Consider the following 15191-nt stretch of genomic DNA (forward strand, 5'->3'; position numbering starts at 1 on the left):
GCTTCAGCGGCGACCTCGCGATCGACGCTACATGACTCGGGGCCGGAATGGCTGGCTGGGCCTTTTCCGTGCGACTCTTTCATTCGCTTCTCCTTGCCGGTTTTGACCGGCGCATCTAACTCTTCAGCCATGTGCAACGAATCAGGCTGGTAGCGGTGGCAGTTGGCCGGTGGTCAGGTAGATCTTGAGGCCGTCGGCGATGGTTTTGGTGGGGTCGAGTCCGCGGAGGCGTAGGGTTCGGTAGACGCTCATCAACACCGCCTGGGTCGCGGCGCCCTGCTCCGAGCGGTTTGACTGGCTGTTCTTCCGCAGGATCACGGCCGGGCGAATCTGACGCTCGGCGAAGTTGTTCTCGAACGGCACATGGTCGTAGTCGAGGAACGTGAAGAGATACTCCGCGTACCTGCGAAGTCGCTTCGTCAACCTGCGCGTATCGCCGTCGATGGGCTCTGCCGCAGCGAGGTCGGCCAGACGCTTGTTCAATCGCTCGATCCGATCCGGGAACGCGCCCACCGCGAAGTCGCTCCGCTTGCGCAGCCGAATGCCGTCGCGCAGCAGACGCCGCAGCTTCTTGGCGAACGCCCGCCATTCGGCCCGGATGTCCGTCGCGGGCACCGGGCTTCTTGCGTCGCTGGCGCTTGTTGGGCTTGGCATAGACCGGAACCATGCCGGAAGGCGTTGAGGGGGACGATGCTGCACCGCCGCCCTTACCCTCAAGCGCGGCAATGTGTCGGCTCATGGCCAGTGCGGCAAACGCAACGGCCTCGGGCCCCAGCGCGTGAAGCTTGCGTGCCAACGCCTCGTCAAGCTGCCCACGCAGCGCGGCGTCGAGGATTGCCTGGAGTTCTTTCGCCGTCCCTGGCTTCATGCGGCCCGACATACCAGCGCAAGGCACGGGGCGCAAGTTTACCTATTTTACCACTCCTCCGCCGCGGGCCGTTGCAGATGGCTGAAGAGTTACGACAAACCCTACATAAAGTTTTGATGAAAGTTCTGTAGACTCCGCGAAACCGAACGGCCCACGGACGGGCCAGAAAGGAGATCCGGAGATACAGGACACGTTGTACGAGGGCGTGGACGCCCAAAGGAAACGCAGCCACGTCGCGGTGATGGATCGCGATGAAACGCTTCTCAAGAGCGTCGACATCCCAAGTTCGCGGCCCGGCGTTGCCGACACGCTCGGACGGTACAAGAGGCCCATCAAGGCCGTCCTCGAAGCGTCGTATGCTTGGGAACCGATGCACCATTGGCTCGACGAGTTCGCCGACGAAGTCGTCTTGGCTCACCCGCTTAAGGTTCGTGCCATCGCCGACACACGTATCAAGACCGACAAGTTCGACGCTTGCGTACTGGCACACCTGCTCAGAGCGGATTTGATTCCAACGGCATACGTGCCGAGCCGCGACACGCGCAGGGTCAAGCGCGTGCTGCGCCAGCGGTGCTTCCTGATCCGGGTTCGCACGATGGTCAAGAACCGGATCGCCGCCTTGCTTTCGTGGAACTCCGTTCAACGCCCCAATGTCTCGAGGCTCTAGGCGTCGATCTGGCCGAGGAAGGACTGCGTGGCCAGATTCGTGTGACCGTCAGCACACCGCGAATGCGAGAACATGTCCGCAATAGGTTTTCGTTCTCTGACGGTGCCGTCGCAAACGATTATTCGCGCAATATACAGATTGCTGAACTTAACGCGCTGAACGCTGCCCTGGCGGTAATCAGATGGAAGAAGCTGAAGAGGTGGCTTTCGGGTCCATAACGAACGCGCTGCCGGGATCAGTGAATCTATGGGCGGTGGCAGCGGCAGCTGCAAACCGCAAGAAACGAATACACGATGAGTACACGCAAAAAGTCGTTTTCGACGGCCTTGAACGGTCCGAACGGGTCACGAGTGGTCAGATCGGTTTTTCACGTAAGCTCTTGCAAAACCGCTATTTCGGTATCAAGAACGCGGTTTTTCCCGGTTTTCGGCAACGATTTCGATTCCCCCCGCCTCCACTTTTGCCCGCCTTTTGGCGGGCTTTTTTGTGGGCGTGTCAGGCGGTGCCACCGAGTGTTGAATGATGTCGTAAGTGCCTTTCTTTGAAGGAGTTACGCCCTTCCCAATCTGCTCGTTCTCACCCGTCTCGGTGCCATCCGATGCCAACCGGTTACCAATCGATGAACCCCGTTCCGACAAGGAAAACACCAAGCCAGACACCAAGCTTTCGGGGTCGCAGTCCTGATCGCAGTTGCTCTTGGAGCCCGCCACGGATGCCGCAATGTCGTCCGTGCCCGTGGCGCGCTTCTGGTCTACTTCTCGATCGTCAGAAGACGGCACGAGCCGCGGCAAGGCGTTGATCGCAGCTGCTGTGTCGAGGAGCCTCGGGTCGGTGTAGATGCGGGTGGTCAGCCTTGCGTCGGTGTGTCGCATGAGCTCCATGGCGGTGCGGAGGGCGGTTCCGCTGGCGGCAAGCATGCTTCCAAAGGTCACGCGCAGCGCGTGGAAATCCAGCCGACGCCCGGCTTCGTCCACGTAGCTGATTCCGGACTTCTCAAGATCGTTCTTGAACGTATCGATCTTCGGCACACTTCTGAAGACCGTGTCCGTAAGACCGAAGTTGGCCGGGCGTATCTCCTGTAGCTCCTGTGCGAGTTCGGGCGACAGCGGAATCGTGTCGGACCGCCGGGACTTCGTCGTGACCGCACGCAACTGAATGTGCGGAGTGTCACCCCCGAAATGGATGTCGGACCACCGCAAGCACTTGAGCTCTTTTCGCCGCAGGCCTGTGAGCATCGCCGTCAGGTACACGATGCGACGATGTGGCGGAGCGTGCTTCAGTAACCGCATGCACTCGTCCGGTCGGGCACCACGACGCTCGAAGGTCGGTTCGACAAGCTCCGCGCGCGCGAGGTGTTCAATCGGGTTGCTTTCGAGTCGCCGGGTCGTCACACACCAGTTCAGAAAGGCATTGGCGGTGTCCAGGTAATGATTGACCGTACGGTCGCTCAGGCCGTCGCGCTTGGCCTTCGCCAGCCATCGTGCGAGTGCGTCGGGCGTGACGCGCACCAGCGTGGCCCAACCCAGTTCGTCAGCGAGGCGGTCGATCCTGGCTTTCAGCTTCCGGCGATACTCTGACGCACGTCCGGCTCTTGCCAGATCGTCGAACCAAGCGTCGATATGTTCTTGCAGCGATGCCTGTAAGTGGCGAATCGGGACTTCGACAATCCCAACGCGCTCGCGCTCCGCCTGACGTTCCAGCTCCGCTGCGCGTTGCTCAGTGGCACGCTTGTCCACAAAGCCGGGCACGCGTCGCACGACGCGCTGCGCATCGCGGTATTCGATGTACCACTTCTTCGTCTGGTGTTGGACGCGCTGGCCGTCGAGTCCCTTCTTCGTATACGTGTGCCGGAATACTCGAGCCATCGTTGCTTGCCTTTCCGGGTTTTTCTGCTTCCTATCGCTACTCCTATCAGTATAGCGCTCTTTGCAGCGGGCGCAAGCCTGTTGTCAATTCGCCTTCCGGCGTCCTTTCCGGAGCGTCTCCCATTGCGCGCGATCCGGGCAATCGGCTTCCAGCCAAGCGACCACCTCTTGGACGCGCCAACGGACGGCGCTGCCAATTCTCACCGGCTGCGGGAGCTTGCCGGCACAATCGAGCCGGCGGACGCTGCGGAGTGACAGCCCTAGAAGTCCTGCAAGCTCGCGGGCGTCGATGAGCATCGTTCCTCCTGGGTTCACTTGGGACTCCGCACCTGCCGGGGTCATCGCTTACTCCCTTGCTGAGGCTCTCGTCTTCGCGGTGTCATAGATGAAGATGTACGCCGGATGTCGTCAGCGTGACTTGAGGGTGATATACCGTATGCGGCGGGATGACCGCCGTGATCCCGGCGTTCAGCCGTCACACGCCACGCACTGAAGGTACCCGCATGCCGGACACTCGATCTTCAAACCGCAGGGCTCCAGTGGAGACCCGCAGCACATGCACGGTACCACCGCCGCATGATTCGCGACGCCGTTCCGGATGTTGGCACCATCTTCGGAGGCGGACGACTCCGTGGACCCATCGCTCTTACAGATGTCTCTTCGTTGTATAGCCCCATCATGGACCATTTGTCATTCCTCGCCTAACGCCAAAGCCTCTCACATTTGTCGATCCGCGGGAGTGTCCTGGTTGGATTCGTGCAGAGCGATGTACTCGAACGACTTCTCGGCGACCAGTCGCAGACGCGGAAGGTCGTTTGGAAAGAAGTAGTCCGTGTCTCGCCATTCTCCGGTTCCTTTGTCGAAGTAGCGTTTCTGGATCTTCACGCTGTGTTTCACGATTGGGCGTCCCTGATCCAGTATGTCTTCGCGCCAGATCGCGGCCCTGACGGATCCCGCTCGGAACTCCTTGATCGGTGCTTGTGTCTGCTGAGTCATGGTCATGCTCCCTTCTTTCTGTTCTTCCATCAGCCGTGCGCGTGGGCGTTGATGACCTCACGCGACACCTGTCACTTCACCCAGCATCCGGCTCTACAATACGGCCTCACCGCCGGGTCCTCGCATCCGCATGCGCGATAGTCCTTGCCATAGGCGCAGGCTGCCTGCGCGATGATCTCATCTTCCACGATCGTCCGGTTGCCACCTGTCGGGCGGTTGCGCTTGGCCCAGTCCCTGAGAACAGCGACAGCGCTGTCGAAGGGTAGCCCCGCCTGCTTGAGATTCACCGCCAGCCGAAAACACGCGACACGCTGGTTGGCTGTGACACCGTCGGCGAGCATCGTCTGCGCACACGGTGGCAGACCAAACGAACGTCGATGATCGCTGGACGACGGCGAAGGCGACGCGGGCGGGCTTTTTGGTACCGCGAGTCCGTTGATCTCGATGATCTCATCAAGTAGCCGTTCTGGCACACGTCTTACCGCTTTCAGTAGGCCCCATTGATCTGGGAGCGGTTTGGTCGGATTGGCCGGATCTACGAATACGGTTCGCCCTCGCGGCACAAGGGCGCCATACAACGGCGCGTTGATGAAATTGCCAAAGCGCGTGTCGTCCACCAGCCTGTCCTGCTTGGGGAAGATCTCCGTAGCGGGCCTATCGATCTCCTCGAGAATCATCTTGACAACGAGCCTTGCCTTCATGGCGCTGGCGCCGGGCAGTTGCATGAAGATCCAGGCGTGCCAGCCCTTGCGTTTTGAGCGTTCGAGGTAGGCCGCGATGCCATAGTGCCCGGCTTGCTGAACAAAACCTCGAGCCGGAGTCGGATCCCCATCATCAAAATCCGCTACGATCGCTCGGGTCGTATCATCGGTCAGCAAGTAGACTCCGTACGGCTGACGTCCTCGCAGATGTGCCAGAATGACGGCATCTGACACGTGCTTTTTGACCTGTCGTACGCGCCCGTTGCGTGGATTGTACGTACCGTAGACGTTCAACAGGCCGGTGAAGCACTGTCGGAAGAGCGTGACCTTCTCGTGTGTGTGTCTTGGCGGGGCTGTCTTGGCCACCGTGTCCGCTCCAACAATAGCGCAGCCGGGGGACCAGCGGAAGCCGGCGCCTCTGCCGGCTAAACCGCCCGGTTTGTCCCTCTAACCTTTGAAGCGGTGGGCGCGGGCGATTGGTTTCAGGCGAGAGCGGCAAGAGGATCGGAGAGGGTCTGGCGCGCTTGTCGCTCGGTTTCGAGCAGGCGTTCCATGAGATCCGGGATGTTGTCGACGAGTTCCTCTGGACGATACGTGTAACCCTTGGGTGGTGGCGGAAGGAGCGGCGTTGCCCGTGCCAGAAGGAGCTTCGCAATCAGACACCTTGTCTCCCAGTCCAGCGGATCGATGTGTCGGGCAAACACCCAGCGCGTGTACTCCTGCCGCCGGCGCCGTTTGGCGGCCTCCGCCAGGCGGGCGATGATGATTCTCATGCCGTCCTGGGATTCGTCGAACGCGTCCCTCAACGCCTCATCATATGCTGCGGAACGAAAGCCCGAATAACCTTGTTCCAGCAGTGCGACGGCCACGTCCTTCATTCGCTCCCGCGAGAATCTGCCGCGTAGCGATGCCGTTTGCGCGTGCATGTGAATAACAAAGTCAGTGACCAGGTCGTGCGCTTGTAAGTGCGACTCCGGCGTCTCAACGCCGCATGAGAACGACTCGACCGCGTTATTGATCGGTCGGTCGATGAGTTGAGCCAGGAGCGATTCGTCAAGCAAGGCGGCGATCCGGGCGATCATGGTGTCTGCTTCGCATTGCCCCGACTCAGAGCTGTTCATAATCGTAGGTCTCGTCGGTCCCGGGGCTTTCCATCAATTCGGACACATGAGCGACACCGGTTGCGTCCAACACGGACTGCGCGGCCGTCCCGTACCGTCGAGAGTGGCGGTCTTCTATGGCGCGCTTCACTTCGTCGACCCGACGGCAGTAACGCCGCCGCGATTGCTCGATGATGAGGTCGCGGAAGTGGTTTCTGGGGACTTTCGGCGCTTCGCGCGTCTTGAGCCTGGCGATCTCCGTGCCAATCCGGGCGACGGCCTCATACTGCCGCAAACCGCATAGATCGCCTACCTCCACTTTGTCCTGCAGATCCTTCTTGAGGTACGACGCATCCGTGCTGTTGACACGGAAGATGACTGTGGATCCTACGCTCGACACCGCGTCGGACTTGCGTGCACCGAATTGACTCATGTACTGATGCGCGAGAGTGAGCGAGACACCGTACTTGCGCGTTTCGGAGATCAAATCCTCGATCGCGTCCGTGATGAACCGGTGCGCCTCATCGCAGTAGATGTGAAAGGCCTTGTGCGTTGTTTCCGGCGCATCCGCCCGTCCGATCGCGGACCGGTGAAGCAGCGCGAGCATGAAGCACCCCAGGACCTCACGAACCTCGGAACCGATCGTAGACAGATCCACGAGTAGGATCTTTCCCGTATCCATGATCTCGCGAAAATTGAACAAACTGTCGGATTGTGAGAGCATTCGCGATTCGTTCGCCACGGTCAGAAGCCGGCTCAGCTTGTGCTGAGGGGGAGTCAAATCCGCGGCGCCGTATCCGTCGAAGTCCTTCTGCCAAAAGGATCTCGTAAGGCGGTGCTCCACGAGATCCACGACACGCTCGCGCAGTTCCTTACTCTCTTCAGACTTTTTGCGTAACAGATCCGCCACATCGAGTAAGTTTCCGTCCGGCAGGTGGAGAACGCCGAGAATCGCCTGGCGGAGCAGATGTTCGAGACGATGTCCCCAGCCGGTCACGAAGGCGCGGAATGCGCCGACGATGTCGTCTGCGAGACGGCCCGGAACGTCCTCCGCGCCGCAATGAAGAGGGTTCCAGATTGGTATCCAGTCCTTGTCGCCCGGGTTCATGTGGATGACGCGGTCGACATGGCGCCGCGGGATCCGAAGCAAAAGCTCCCGCACGAGCGGGCCGTGCGGGTCGATGAGCGCAACGCCGTGCCCCTCGTTTATGTCGTGCAGGATCATGTGCAGCATGACCGTCGATTTTCCGGTGCCTGTCCCTCCGACAAGATGAGTGTGCTTTTTGCGCACTACTGTCGGGAGACACACCGGCAGATCGCGGTCAGCGACACGGCAAATCCCGATCGGTGTACCCGTCTGCACCGAGGGATCAGGCGGCAGCGTTTCGAGAACTTCAATCGACGTGGGGCGATGTTCGCCGACATCCGCCGGCGGGATGTGGACCAGGCTGGTCAACTCCCAGGAATTGACGAGGAAGCCCGGCCGATAGGTGCTACCCTCAAGAAACATTCGGCGGATTTCGTTCTCTGGCAGGTGCGATCGGTAATCGGCCTCAGTGAGCCGGTCGAGTGGTCGACCGCCGTGTTGAATGAGACTACTGACCGTGGTCAACGCGCGAAGCGCATAGTCGGAGAACGCTCCGGCGCCGATAACGGCGACGCGCATGGCCGCAGCGAAGAACGGCTTGTCTGAATGGGCCTTGGCTTCGGTGTCCATCGCCATGCCGCGCAGCTCGCCGTCGGGCATCTGTTGAGGAAGCCGCTGCGGTGGCAACGGTCCTATGGCCGACTTCAGGCTGAACTCAAGTCGCATGAGCAGTTCAACGTTGCGATGCCAGTTGTGGTTCGGTGCCACCGGCTGGAATATGATCTGATACAACCCGACGGCGGGCGACTGAATGTTTGCCAAAGAAGTCATGATCGACCCGTAGGGCGAGGTGTTCAGTTCGTCCGGCCTCGTGAATAGATGCGAACATGGGGGCGGCGGCAGATAGTCTTCAAAAACGACGTCGTTCCGCGCAGACCGGAAGAGCGCTCCAAGCGTGTTGTCGCCGTGCAAGGTGAGCTTGCATCGGTCGAACTGACCATAAAAGGCCGCCTGAAGCACGGGAAGATCCTCCCGCTGGCATAGCAGCAGGATCTCGATCAGGGCCCCGTTTCCCACGATCTCGAAGCCGACACGGTGGCGCACGCGGCCAAGTTGCTTCAGGAACAGCTCCGACCGCCGCCACTTGCATGACTGTTCCGGGGACACCCATACCTTCAGTCTCATCTGATCGTCCGGCCGTGTCTTTGGCGCAGCAATCCATGCCACATCTGCGGGGGCACACTCAGATGGTCCCGCGGCACCCAGCGGGACGTACACCGGCTCGAGCGCCACCGGATGTGGAGCGATCTCGGGCTGGCAGCCTTTGACAACCTCTGCGGCGTAGGTATCTCGCAGCTTCGCCGCCAACATGCTTGGCCTCGGCTGCGCCACCAGCGCCTGTTCGATCGACATAACGCGGGCATCCTTTCTTCCATCCGGGTAGGCGGCGGACTTGGCCCCGCCGTTTCAGGGATTGATCCGGAATCGTAGGAAGGGATTCGGATGGTGCGGGTTCCGCCCGAAGTCCAGTCGCCTGCCGTGGCCGCACGCGTCAACTCCGGCCGATTCGCGAGAGACGCTGCATGAGGGCCGGATGCTCGCCTAGCACCCTTGGGAAGTCAGCGCGTAGGCGGCCGGCAGAGCCTTCGGTCAATTCAGAAGGCAGCAGATGCCCGAAGCGTTCGAGGTACTCGTCCGGGGCGGCGAGCTTCTCTTTGGTTGACAGGCCATTCCAGTAGTGCGCTATTCTCGCGGCCACCTCGTTCTCTGCGTATTGACCGGCGAGCCTCCGCGCGAGGTCCTTGAGCACGCGGTAGACGCCTCCCTCGGTACCGGTTCGGGCCATTTCAAAAGCGGCCTTCTCTCCATTGGGTCCGTATTCCTTCAAAAGTAGCGGCAAACATCGCCCCCAGTTGAATCCGAAACTTGCCGCCACCGGCTCGGGAAGACGCCACACGCGAGCCTCGACATGACCGAGGAAGTCCGTAACGCATCGGCGGAACTCTCCGACATCCGTGATTCGGCCCGCCGGGTACGAAAACGAGTTCATCGCCGCATCGACGCGCCGGTCTACTTCGTCCAGCGTCCGATCAGCAGCGATACGCTCCAAGAGCACAGCTAGTTTGCTGTCGGCCATCATCGTTTTGACTACAAGCGCCGGAAGATCGAAGAGGTCCTCTGAAGGGATTCGACGTACGAACGAATCAATTCGGAGAAGTCGTGCGCGTACCGTTCAGGCTGATCGGCGTGAATAGACGAGGAGAGATTCGCTCCGCATTGACGGATGAACTGTCTGATGATCTCGACTTTGTCTTCCCAGATATTGGGCGCAACCTGCCGATCGAATACCCCGCGGACATATCGCTCGATGGAGTCGTCGATGAAAGCAAGGGCAATCGTGTCGAGAACGACTCGAAGACCGCCGTTGGTTCCATCCGCCGCGTCATTGTAAGCGTCCATAATAGTGGCCCGGCGGCGGCGCAGCTGACTTTCGAGAGCTTCCTTGGCACGGCCGGTGGCCTCAGACTCTGATAACCGTGCACCATCAGTGACGCAGTAGGAAAAGTGATGGTTGTAGTAGTCCCCGATGACTTCGCAGAACTCCTCGAAGTTGCGTACTGTGTTTCCGTTAAGCGCGAAACGCATGCGCGCCTCATCGTGGCGACCGCGCACGCGCCTCGCGATTTCACGCTCATCGAGCGCGGCCAGCGTAGCGTTAATCGATACCATCGTGGCGTTCCTTTCTGTCTAAAGTGTGCGAAGTAGTTCTCCGACGCGGTCCACGGACCGCACGTAAGCAAGGACAATCGGTTCGAGTTTTCGAACGAATCGATGCGGCGGCGCACTTCGTATGTCCTCAGGCAAGGCCGAACCGATACGCTCGAGCAACGCCCTCATGAAGGCGACTCTTGCGTCCCAGTCCAGAGGGTCCAAAGCCTCTTTCAGAAGCCGCCGGACGTGAAGCGACTGTTGACTGGCCTTGTGCTGTTCGGTCATCAGGTCAAGGACGAACCGCATGCCGCCGTGGATCCCGTACCTCGCCTCGGTCTCCGCCGCCTCCGGCCCTCCTCTGTCGGCGAATGCGTTAGCGACAAGTGCGAGTGCCCCTCCAGCCAGATCGTCGGCTCGTTCACTTGGAGGAGTGACAACATCGGCCTGCACCAGGGCGGAGTAAAAGGCGCAGGTCGTATCCAAGAACTCTTCATGCGAGGCGACGATGACATGCGGAAGAACATGTCTTGCCCTCACCGCATCAATAGGATTCCCGATCTTCTGAGCCAGCGCATCAGCGCTGATCTCTGCCAACACGACGTCGACTGCCGTCGCCGCGTCGCCCTTTCGTCGTCTCGATGAAGATGCCGTCGGTGTGTGGCGGTCGATGAGCCCCTTTCCTGCGGAGGCCTCGAAGAGGCGCCGAACGTCGCAGTCATCTTCCTTGGTGGCGAAACGGCTCAATGCCACGCAGGTTCTGGCGGAGAGTAACGGGAACGTCACCCTGATGCGCCGTGTGGCCTGCGGCAGGGATCCGATCAGGTGGCTCAGCTTAAGCCCGAAGTCTGTTGGGTAATGTTTGCGCTGGAGGTGGTGCCTCACCCACGTATTCAGAAGCAGCTTTGCGGGGCGGCTCTTCCCGGATCGCAGGTGCGATTCCAGTGCTCGCCAGAGTCGAAGCTCGTTGCCTTGGCCCAACAGCTGCGCTGCGCGACCCGGGATGCCCCGATCCTCCACCGACTCCAGCGGAGCGCTGAAGAACCCGCTGCGTAAGGCGCCCAGCGCGCGGGCCTCATCGGATGTTGTTTCGTTCAACAGATCGGCAACATCGTGTACCCCGATCGGGCGCATTCGAATGCACACCTCCGCAATGGAATCAGCGATGTGTTGCCTTGCGACAGGACTGAGCGACTCGAGCGACGTATCGGCGTCCGACCCAGGGTAGATAAACCGCGACACATCCGGCAGCTCCGCAGCCGCCGCCAGTTTGGCGGGTATGCTTTCGACGGAACGAATGTCCCCGTCCGGCGAGGCAATGTGCCCGGTCGTGACTACGTCCTGGCGCAGAGGCATCTTCAACCCGGCGGAGACCAGAGCGAGAAAGACCGGCGCATCCGATGAGAATCCGGACACGCTCACGCCCAGATCCGCCGTCGAAGCCGCGCCGATGTTAACGACGGAAACCTCGAATGACCGCCTCGGCAGACACAGTAGCTGCATGATTCGATCGACAACCGGCAGGACCGTGTCGACCAGATGCTCGATCACCCGCGGTCTGAAGGCTACCGAGCCCGCAACCGTCAACCGCCTGCCCGCGGATCTCGGACGCGACTTGGCGACCACAGCCGTCACCACGGCCCTTGCGTCCGGTCCCTTGCCGAACACGAGTGCGGCTCGCGCTCTGCCGGTTGTTTCCGGTGCGGTCTTGGTCACGTTCGAGTCTCCTGCCCCTTCCAAGTAATCGCAATTGAACCGGATTCGAGGCCTGGATGTACGTGAAGAATCAGGCGATTTCCGATGAGACTCGCTTGGAAGGCCGGCTCGGTGTCCGGCTCCCCGCTATCGGCCGCCATCGGGAGCGGATCTTCTGGAAACCCCACGGACCAGATGAGGTCTTCGGCCGTCAGCGTACGCTCCCACAGGACGCGGCCGGACTCCAGGCGCAGCCGGTAGTGCCCCGGCGTGACGTCGTGAATACTGTATGCGTCGCTGTCCTGCCCCAGGGCGAAACCGGCCATCACCACTCCATTCCGCTCCACGATGATCTCACGAATCGAGGGGCGGTCCGCTGCGGAGCGGATGCCGCCACAGAACGTCTGGTAAATCTCGTCATCTCCGGAGGGGCCTGAATCGCCCGGTGTCTGGGTGACCCCCGGCTCCCCCTCCGAACCGGTCAGGCGTCTCACGCAGGACGCCACAACATCATCCAAGACCGACGATTCTCCGGTGAATCCCGTTCTTGAGTACTCCCGAGCGACTTCGTCCATGAAGCGACGGAACTGCCTGAAGCCTGCCGTTTGTCTGGAAGGGCCGATTCTCGTGATCCGATCAAACGCCTCTCGAAGCGCGGACTTCGGATCGGGCTGCTCGAACGCATTGACAACAATCGGGATGAAAAAGAGGCGATCGTTCACGGCGAGCACCTCCGGTTATCAGCGCGCACGATCACCTCGATCTTGGGCCACACGCCGGCTTCTCTGGCCATCTCGACGAATTCAGAATGATGGGCCAGGACTCTCGCGGTATTGGCCCACAGGTCCGGGACCACGGACTTCGAATTGGTTTGCCAACGGCTGCCTGCGAAACGGCTAAACGTAGCCTTGCTGATGTCGAATGCACTGGCCACGGCGCTGTCCCGGTAGCACCCCCGGCTCAGGTCTTCGAAGACACGCAGAATCAGTCTACGCAAGTTGTGACAGCCGATGGCACGGATTGCATCGCGCTGGCGCGCGAGGTTGTTGGCCTTTTCGTCGGCCACCGTTTCGGCCAAGCCACGGATGCTGACCTCTCTTTCCAGCAACCAACGGAGCGGCGCGTCCTCGGCGCGGTCTGTGGGGAGTCTGTTGACCTTGCTACCGAGGGGTAGGGTCGAGGCCCAGCCGAACCGTAGATTGACGATGCTCTGAACGCGTTTGGTCTCACCTGGTCGTGCGGGATCCGGATCGTCGATGTTGGCCTCCAACCACGCCCGGCGCTGATTGCCCGGCAACCGTGAAGGGAGCCAGACATAGACCACGCCGCCGCCGACTGACCAGGCGTAGCGAGTTCTTGTCCGATCGAGACTCCGCTTTGCGTCGAGACAAGAGAGGTAGAAGTGACGCACCACAAGGCGCTGAAGGTACCTGGCAATGGCTGTCTCCTCCTGCAAATCATCCGCGGAAGGATGAGATCGTCTCCAAGCCTCGCCGTGGCGCAGCACCGTCCCGAAGTACAAGCGGCAGTCCGAACCACTCTGTTTCACCGGCGCGCCTTGCCGGGGCGCGCCTGGCAAGTTGGTGAACTTGTCGATGGTGATGTCATAACCCCGATCGGCTACGCTTGGATCATCCCCGGACAGCCTCCGGGTGGCATATTCCCGGCGAAGGGAATCCAGGAGTTTGACCAAAAGCGAGGGAGGCCCACCGCGAAATCGAAACACAGGCCGGTATCCATGGAATTCCTCCAATGCCCGCCGATCGCCGGAATGGCAGATCAAAGCGATCAGGCAAAGGAGCGAAGATGCACGAAGGGGGCGGTGATCGTCCGCGCGGGAATGCCGTAGGTGAGCCGCGAGCGACGTCATGACCGCTCTCCAACTGACCTGGACCGCAGCGCGGCCGTCCATTGGGCGACGCGTCGGTCCACCCGCCGAGCGAGAGCGAGAGCACGGTCCCGGTCACCCGCGGCGACAGCCTGGTCGATCCGCACACGTTCCCGTCGAATGAACTCCACGACCTTCGCCGCCTGTCGCCGGGCCGGCATAACAGCCGTGCCTCCGGGGGAGAGCCGCTCCGCCTCTTCGAAACAGGACAGCGCCTTTTCCCAATTGCCGTCTTCCGCGTTTACCAGTCCCTGCTGCATCGCATCTCGATACAGTCGGGCCCGGAATGTCACCTGGACCTGGATCAGCCGTGCGGAGGGATGCTCAGGATACAGTCTGGCGGCTTCCGCGAGCATTCCCAGAAGCTCCTCAAGTCCCGACTCGTTCATTCCGTCCTTAATAGTGCGGTACAAACACTCGGCCTGATGAAAACGATCTTCGATCGCTTCCTGCATGTGTTTGGCGTCCGTGTTGTTTGGGCATTCCTCAAGAATGTGATGACACAGCCTCAGCGCATCGTCGAAGCGACCGTGCTCCACCATGCGGCATGCCTGGTCCCACGATTCGTCTTGCGGATCGGGGTTGGCGACCGGTCGATCGGCCTGCGGGCGGCATGTGGGAGATTCAAGGTCGTCGAGGATGTCCGCTACACGCACGTAGCGCTGAGCGCTGTGTTTCGCCAGACAGCGGTTGATGACGTGCGCGACGTTTCTCGCTACGTCCGGCAGCGGTGGCGCTGCGACCTGAGTATGCAGATAACGGAGCCGTTCGAAGTTCCCTCCGAATGGAGGCCTGCCCTTCGGGTTGAGGATTTCGTATAGTACGACACCGAGACTGTAAACGTCGGAGCGGGCGTCGAGATCATCCGGATGCGGCGCGTTGAAGTGCTCCGGACTCATGTAGGCGGGCGTACCGGGGCAAGGATTGTCGTCCGCGCTGAACGACCCGTTTTCCGGATTGGGCGCCAGGCTCTCGAGGTACCGGGACAGACTGAAGTCCGCCACTTTCACGACGCCACGAACAAGAAGGAAGTTCTCCGGCTTCAGGTCGAGGTGCACAACGCCGGCGCCGTGGATGGCGGCGACGCCGCGGCAAATCTCCTTGAACATCTCAATGCCGCGGGTCTGGCGAGCCTCGATATCAGACCGTCGGTTGAGCAACCACTGCCGCAGATCACCGCCGTCCGCATGCTCCATGGAAAGGACCATCAACATCGTGCCATGCCACGGCACCACGTGAAGATCGTACACTTTGAGAACGTGCCTGTGATCTTGAACGCGATCGTAAAGATCCTGTTCTTGCTGAAGCTCCCGTGCGGTGTGTTCCGAACCGGAGGGACCTACGTCCACGACCTTGATCGCCACATCATGCGCACGCGTGGTATCACGGGCTGCGTAGACCTCGCCGATGCTCCCGCTGCCGATGTGCCTGTGGATGCAAAACCGCCCGAGCTGCGTGTTGCGCGATAGTGAAGGGGCACGATGGGCGTGTCCGTGCGCCATAGAGAGAAACGGGCCATCTCCCCGAACAGACTGCGACCCGTTACACGATCCGGGACCCCAATCGAATGGTCTGCCGATTCTCGGAGTCAGACTCAATATGTTCTGCGACATCG

14 protein-coding genes are annotated in these 15191 nt (G+C 60.8%); 1 reads left to right on the top strand and 13 read right to left on the bottom strand.

Annotation, left to right across the window (positions count from 1 at the left end; genetic code table 11):
- Window positions 1-141 precede the first annotated feature (141 nt).
- On the bottom strand, window positions 142-654 hold the full coding sequence (locus J5J06_15675; protein MCO6438530.1) for a transposase: 513 nt from the start codon (window positions 652-654) through the stop codon (window positions 142-144).
- A 407-nt stretch (window positions 655-1061) separates the two neighbouring features.
- On the opposite strand from J5J06_15675, the gene J5J06_15680 reads away from it, so the two are divergent.
- Window positions 1062-1535 (top strand): transposase, encoded by a 474-nt coding sequence (locus J5J06_15680; protein MCO6438531.1) that lies wholly within the window; start codon window positions 1062-1064, stop codon window positions 1533-1535.
- Window positions 1536-1936: 401 nt separating this feature from the next.
- Here the strand turns inward: J5J06_15680 and J5J06_15685 are convergent, their stop codons facing one another.
- The 12 genes from J5J06_15685 to J5J06_15740 all read right to left on the bottom strand — a co-directional run bounded on the left by J5J06_15685 (window position 1937) and on the right by J5J06_15740 (window position 15189).
- Window positions 1937-3400: a site-specific integrase gene (locus J5J06_15685; protein ID MCO6438532.1), complete on the bottom strand. Its 1464-nt coding sequence runs from the start codon at window positions 3398-3400 to the stop codon at window positions 1937-1939.
- An 84-nt stretch (window positions 3401-3484) separates the two neighbouring features.
- Entirely contained in the window at window positions 3485-3742 is a 258-nt protein-coding gene (locus J5J06_15690; protein MCO6438533.1) for a helix-turn-helix domain-containing protein, read from the bottom strand.
- Window positions 3743-4117: 375 nt separating this feature from the next.
- Window positions 4118-4396, bottom strand: coding sequence for a hypothetical protein (locus J5J06_15695; GenBank protein MCO6438534.1), 279 nt, complete (start codon window positions 4394-4396; stop codon window positions 4118-4120).
- A 71-nt stretch (window positions 4397-4467) separates the two neighbouring features.
- Window positions 4468-5463 (bottom strand): hypothetical protein, encoded by a 996-nt coding sequence (locus tag J5J06_15700; protein MCO6438535.1) that lies wholly within the window; start codon window positions 5461-5463, stop codon window positions 4468-4470.
- A gap of 116 nt (window positions 5464-5579) precedes the next feature.
- Entirely contained in the window at window positions 5580-6218 is a 639-nt protein-coding gene (locus J5J06_15705; GenBank protein MCO6438536.1) for a hypothetical protein, read from the bottom strand.
- On the bottom strand, window positions 6205-8697 hold the full coding sequence (locus J5J06_15710) for an ATP-binding protein (GenBank protein MCO6438537.1): 2493 nt from the start codon (window positions 8695-8697) through the stop codon (window positions 6205-6207). Before J5J06_15710 ends, J5J06_15705 begins: the two co-directional genes overlap by 14 nt.
- 139 nt (window positions 8698-8836) lie before the next feature.
- A complete protein-coding gene (locus J5J06_15715; protein ID MCO6438538.1) occupies window positions 8837-9424 on the bottom strand; it encodes a hypothetical protein in 588 nt (195 codons plus the stop codon).
- A gap of 8 nt (window positions 9425-9432) precedes the next feature.
- On the bottom strand, window positions 9433-10014 hold the full coding sequence (locus J5J06_15720; GenBank protein ID MCO6438539.1) for a hypothetical protein: 582 nt from the start codon (window positions 10012-10014) through the stop codon (window positions 9433-9435).
- A gap of 18 nt (window positions 10015-10032) precedes the next feature.
- Window positions 10033-11709, bottom strand: a complete 1677-nt coding sequence (locus J5J06_15725; protein MCO6438540.1) for a hypothetical protein — start codon at window positions 11707-11709, stop codon at window positions 10033-10035.
- On the bottom strand, window positions 11706-12410 hold the full coding sequence (locus tag J5J06_15730; GenBank protein ID MCO6438541.1) for a hypothetical protein: 705 nt from the start codon (window positions 12408-12410) through the stop codon (window positions 11706-11708). The genes J5J06_15725 and J5J06_15730 overlap by 4 nt, the downstream gene beginning before the upstream one ends.
- Window positions 12407-13558, bottom strand: coding sequence for a hypothetical protein (locus J5J06_15735; GenBank protein ID MCO6438542.1), 1152 nt, complete (start codon window positions 13556-13558; stop codon window positions 12407-12409). The genes J5J06_15730 and J5J06_15735 overlap by 4 nt, the downstream gene beginning before the upstream one ends.
- The gene (locus tag J5J06_15740) at window positions 13555-15189 is read right to left on the bottom strand and encodes a serine/threonine protein kinase (GenBank protein MCO6438543.1); all 1635 of its coding nucleotides are present in this window, start codon (window positions 15187-15189) and stop codon (window positions 13555-13557) included. Before J5J06_15740 ends, J5J06_15735 begins: the two co-directional genes overlap by 4 nt.
- Window positions 15190-15191 lie beyond the last annotated feature (2 nt).

The sequence above is a fragment of the Phycisphaerae bacterium genome (assembly GCA_024102815.1).
GTDB lineage: Bacteria > Planctomycetota > Phycisphaerae > UBA1845 > UBA1845 > JAGFJJ01.

Coding starts and splice junctions, on each gene's coding strand:
- J5J06_15675 (MCO6438530.1), bottom strand. CDS start 654: ATGCCAAGCCCAACAAGCGCCAGCGACGCAAGAAGCCCGGTGCCCGCG.
- J5J06_15685 (MCO6438532.1), bottom strand. CDS start 3,400: ATGGCTCGAGTATTCCGGCACACGTATACGAAGAAGGGACTCGACGGC.
- J5J06_15690 (MCO6438533.1), bottom strand. CDS start 3,742: ATGACCCCGGCAGGTGCGGAGTCCCAAGTGAACCCAGGAGGAACGATG.
- J5J06_15695 (MCO6438534.1), bottom strand. CDS start 4,396: ATGACTCAGCAGACACAAGCACCGATCAAGGAGTTCCGAGCGGGATCC.
- J5J06_15705 (MCO6438536.1), bottom strand. CDS start 6,218: ATGAACAGCTCTGAGTCGGGGCAATGCGAAGCAGACACCATGATCGCC.
- J5J06_15710 (MCO6438537.1), bottom strand. CDS start 8,697: ATGTCGATCGAACAGGCGCTGGTGGCGCAGCCGAGGCCAAGCATGTTG.
- J5J06_15715 (MCO6438538.1), bottom strand. CDS start 9,424: ATGATGGCCGACAGCAAACTAGCTGTGCTCTTGGAGCGTATCGCTGCT.
- J5J06_15720 (MCO6438539.1), bottom strand. CDS start 10,014: ATGGTATCGATTAACGCTACGCTGGCCGCGCTCGATGAGCGTGAAATC.
- J5J06_15735 (MCO6438542.1), bottom strand. CDS start 13,558: ATGACGTCGCTCGCGGCTCACCTACGGCATTCCCGCGCGGACGATCAC.
- J5J06_15740 (MCO6438543.1), bottom strand. CDS start 15,189: ATGTCGCAGAACATATTGAGTCTGACTCCGAGAATCGGCAGACCATTC.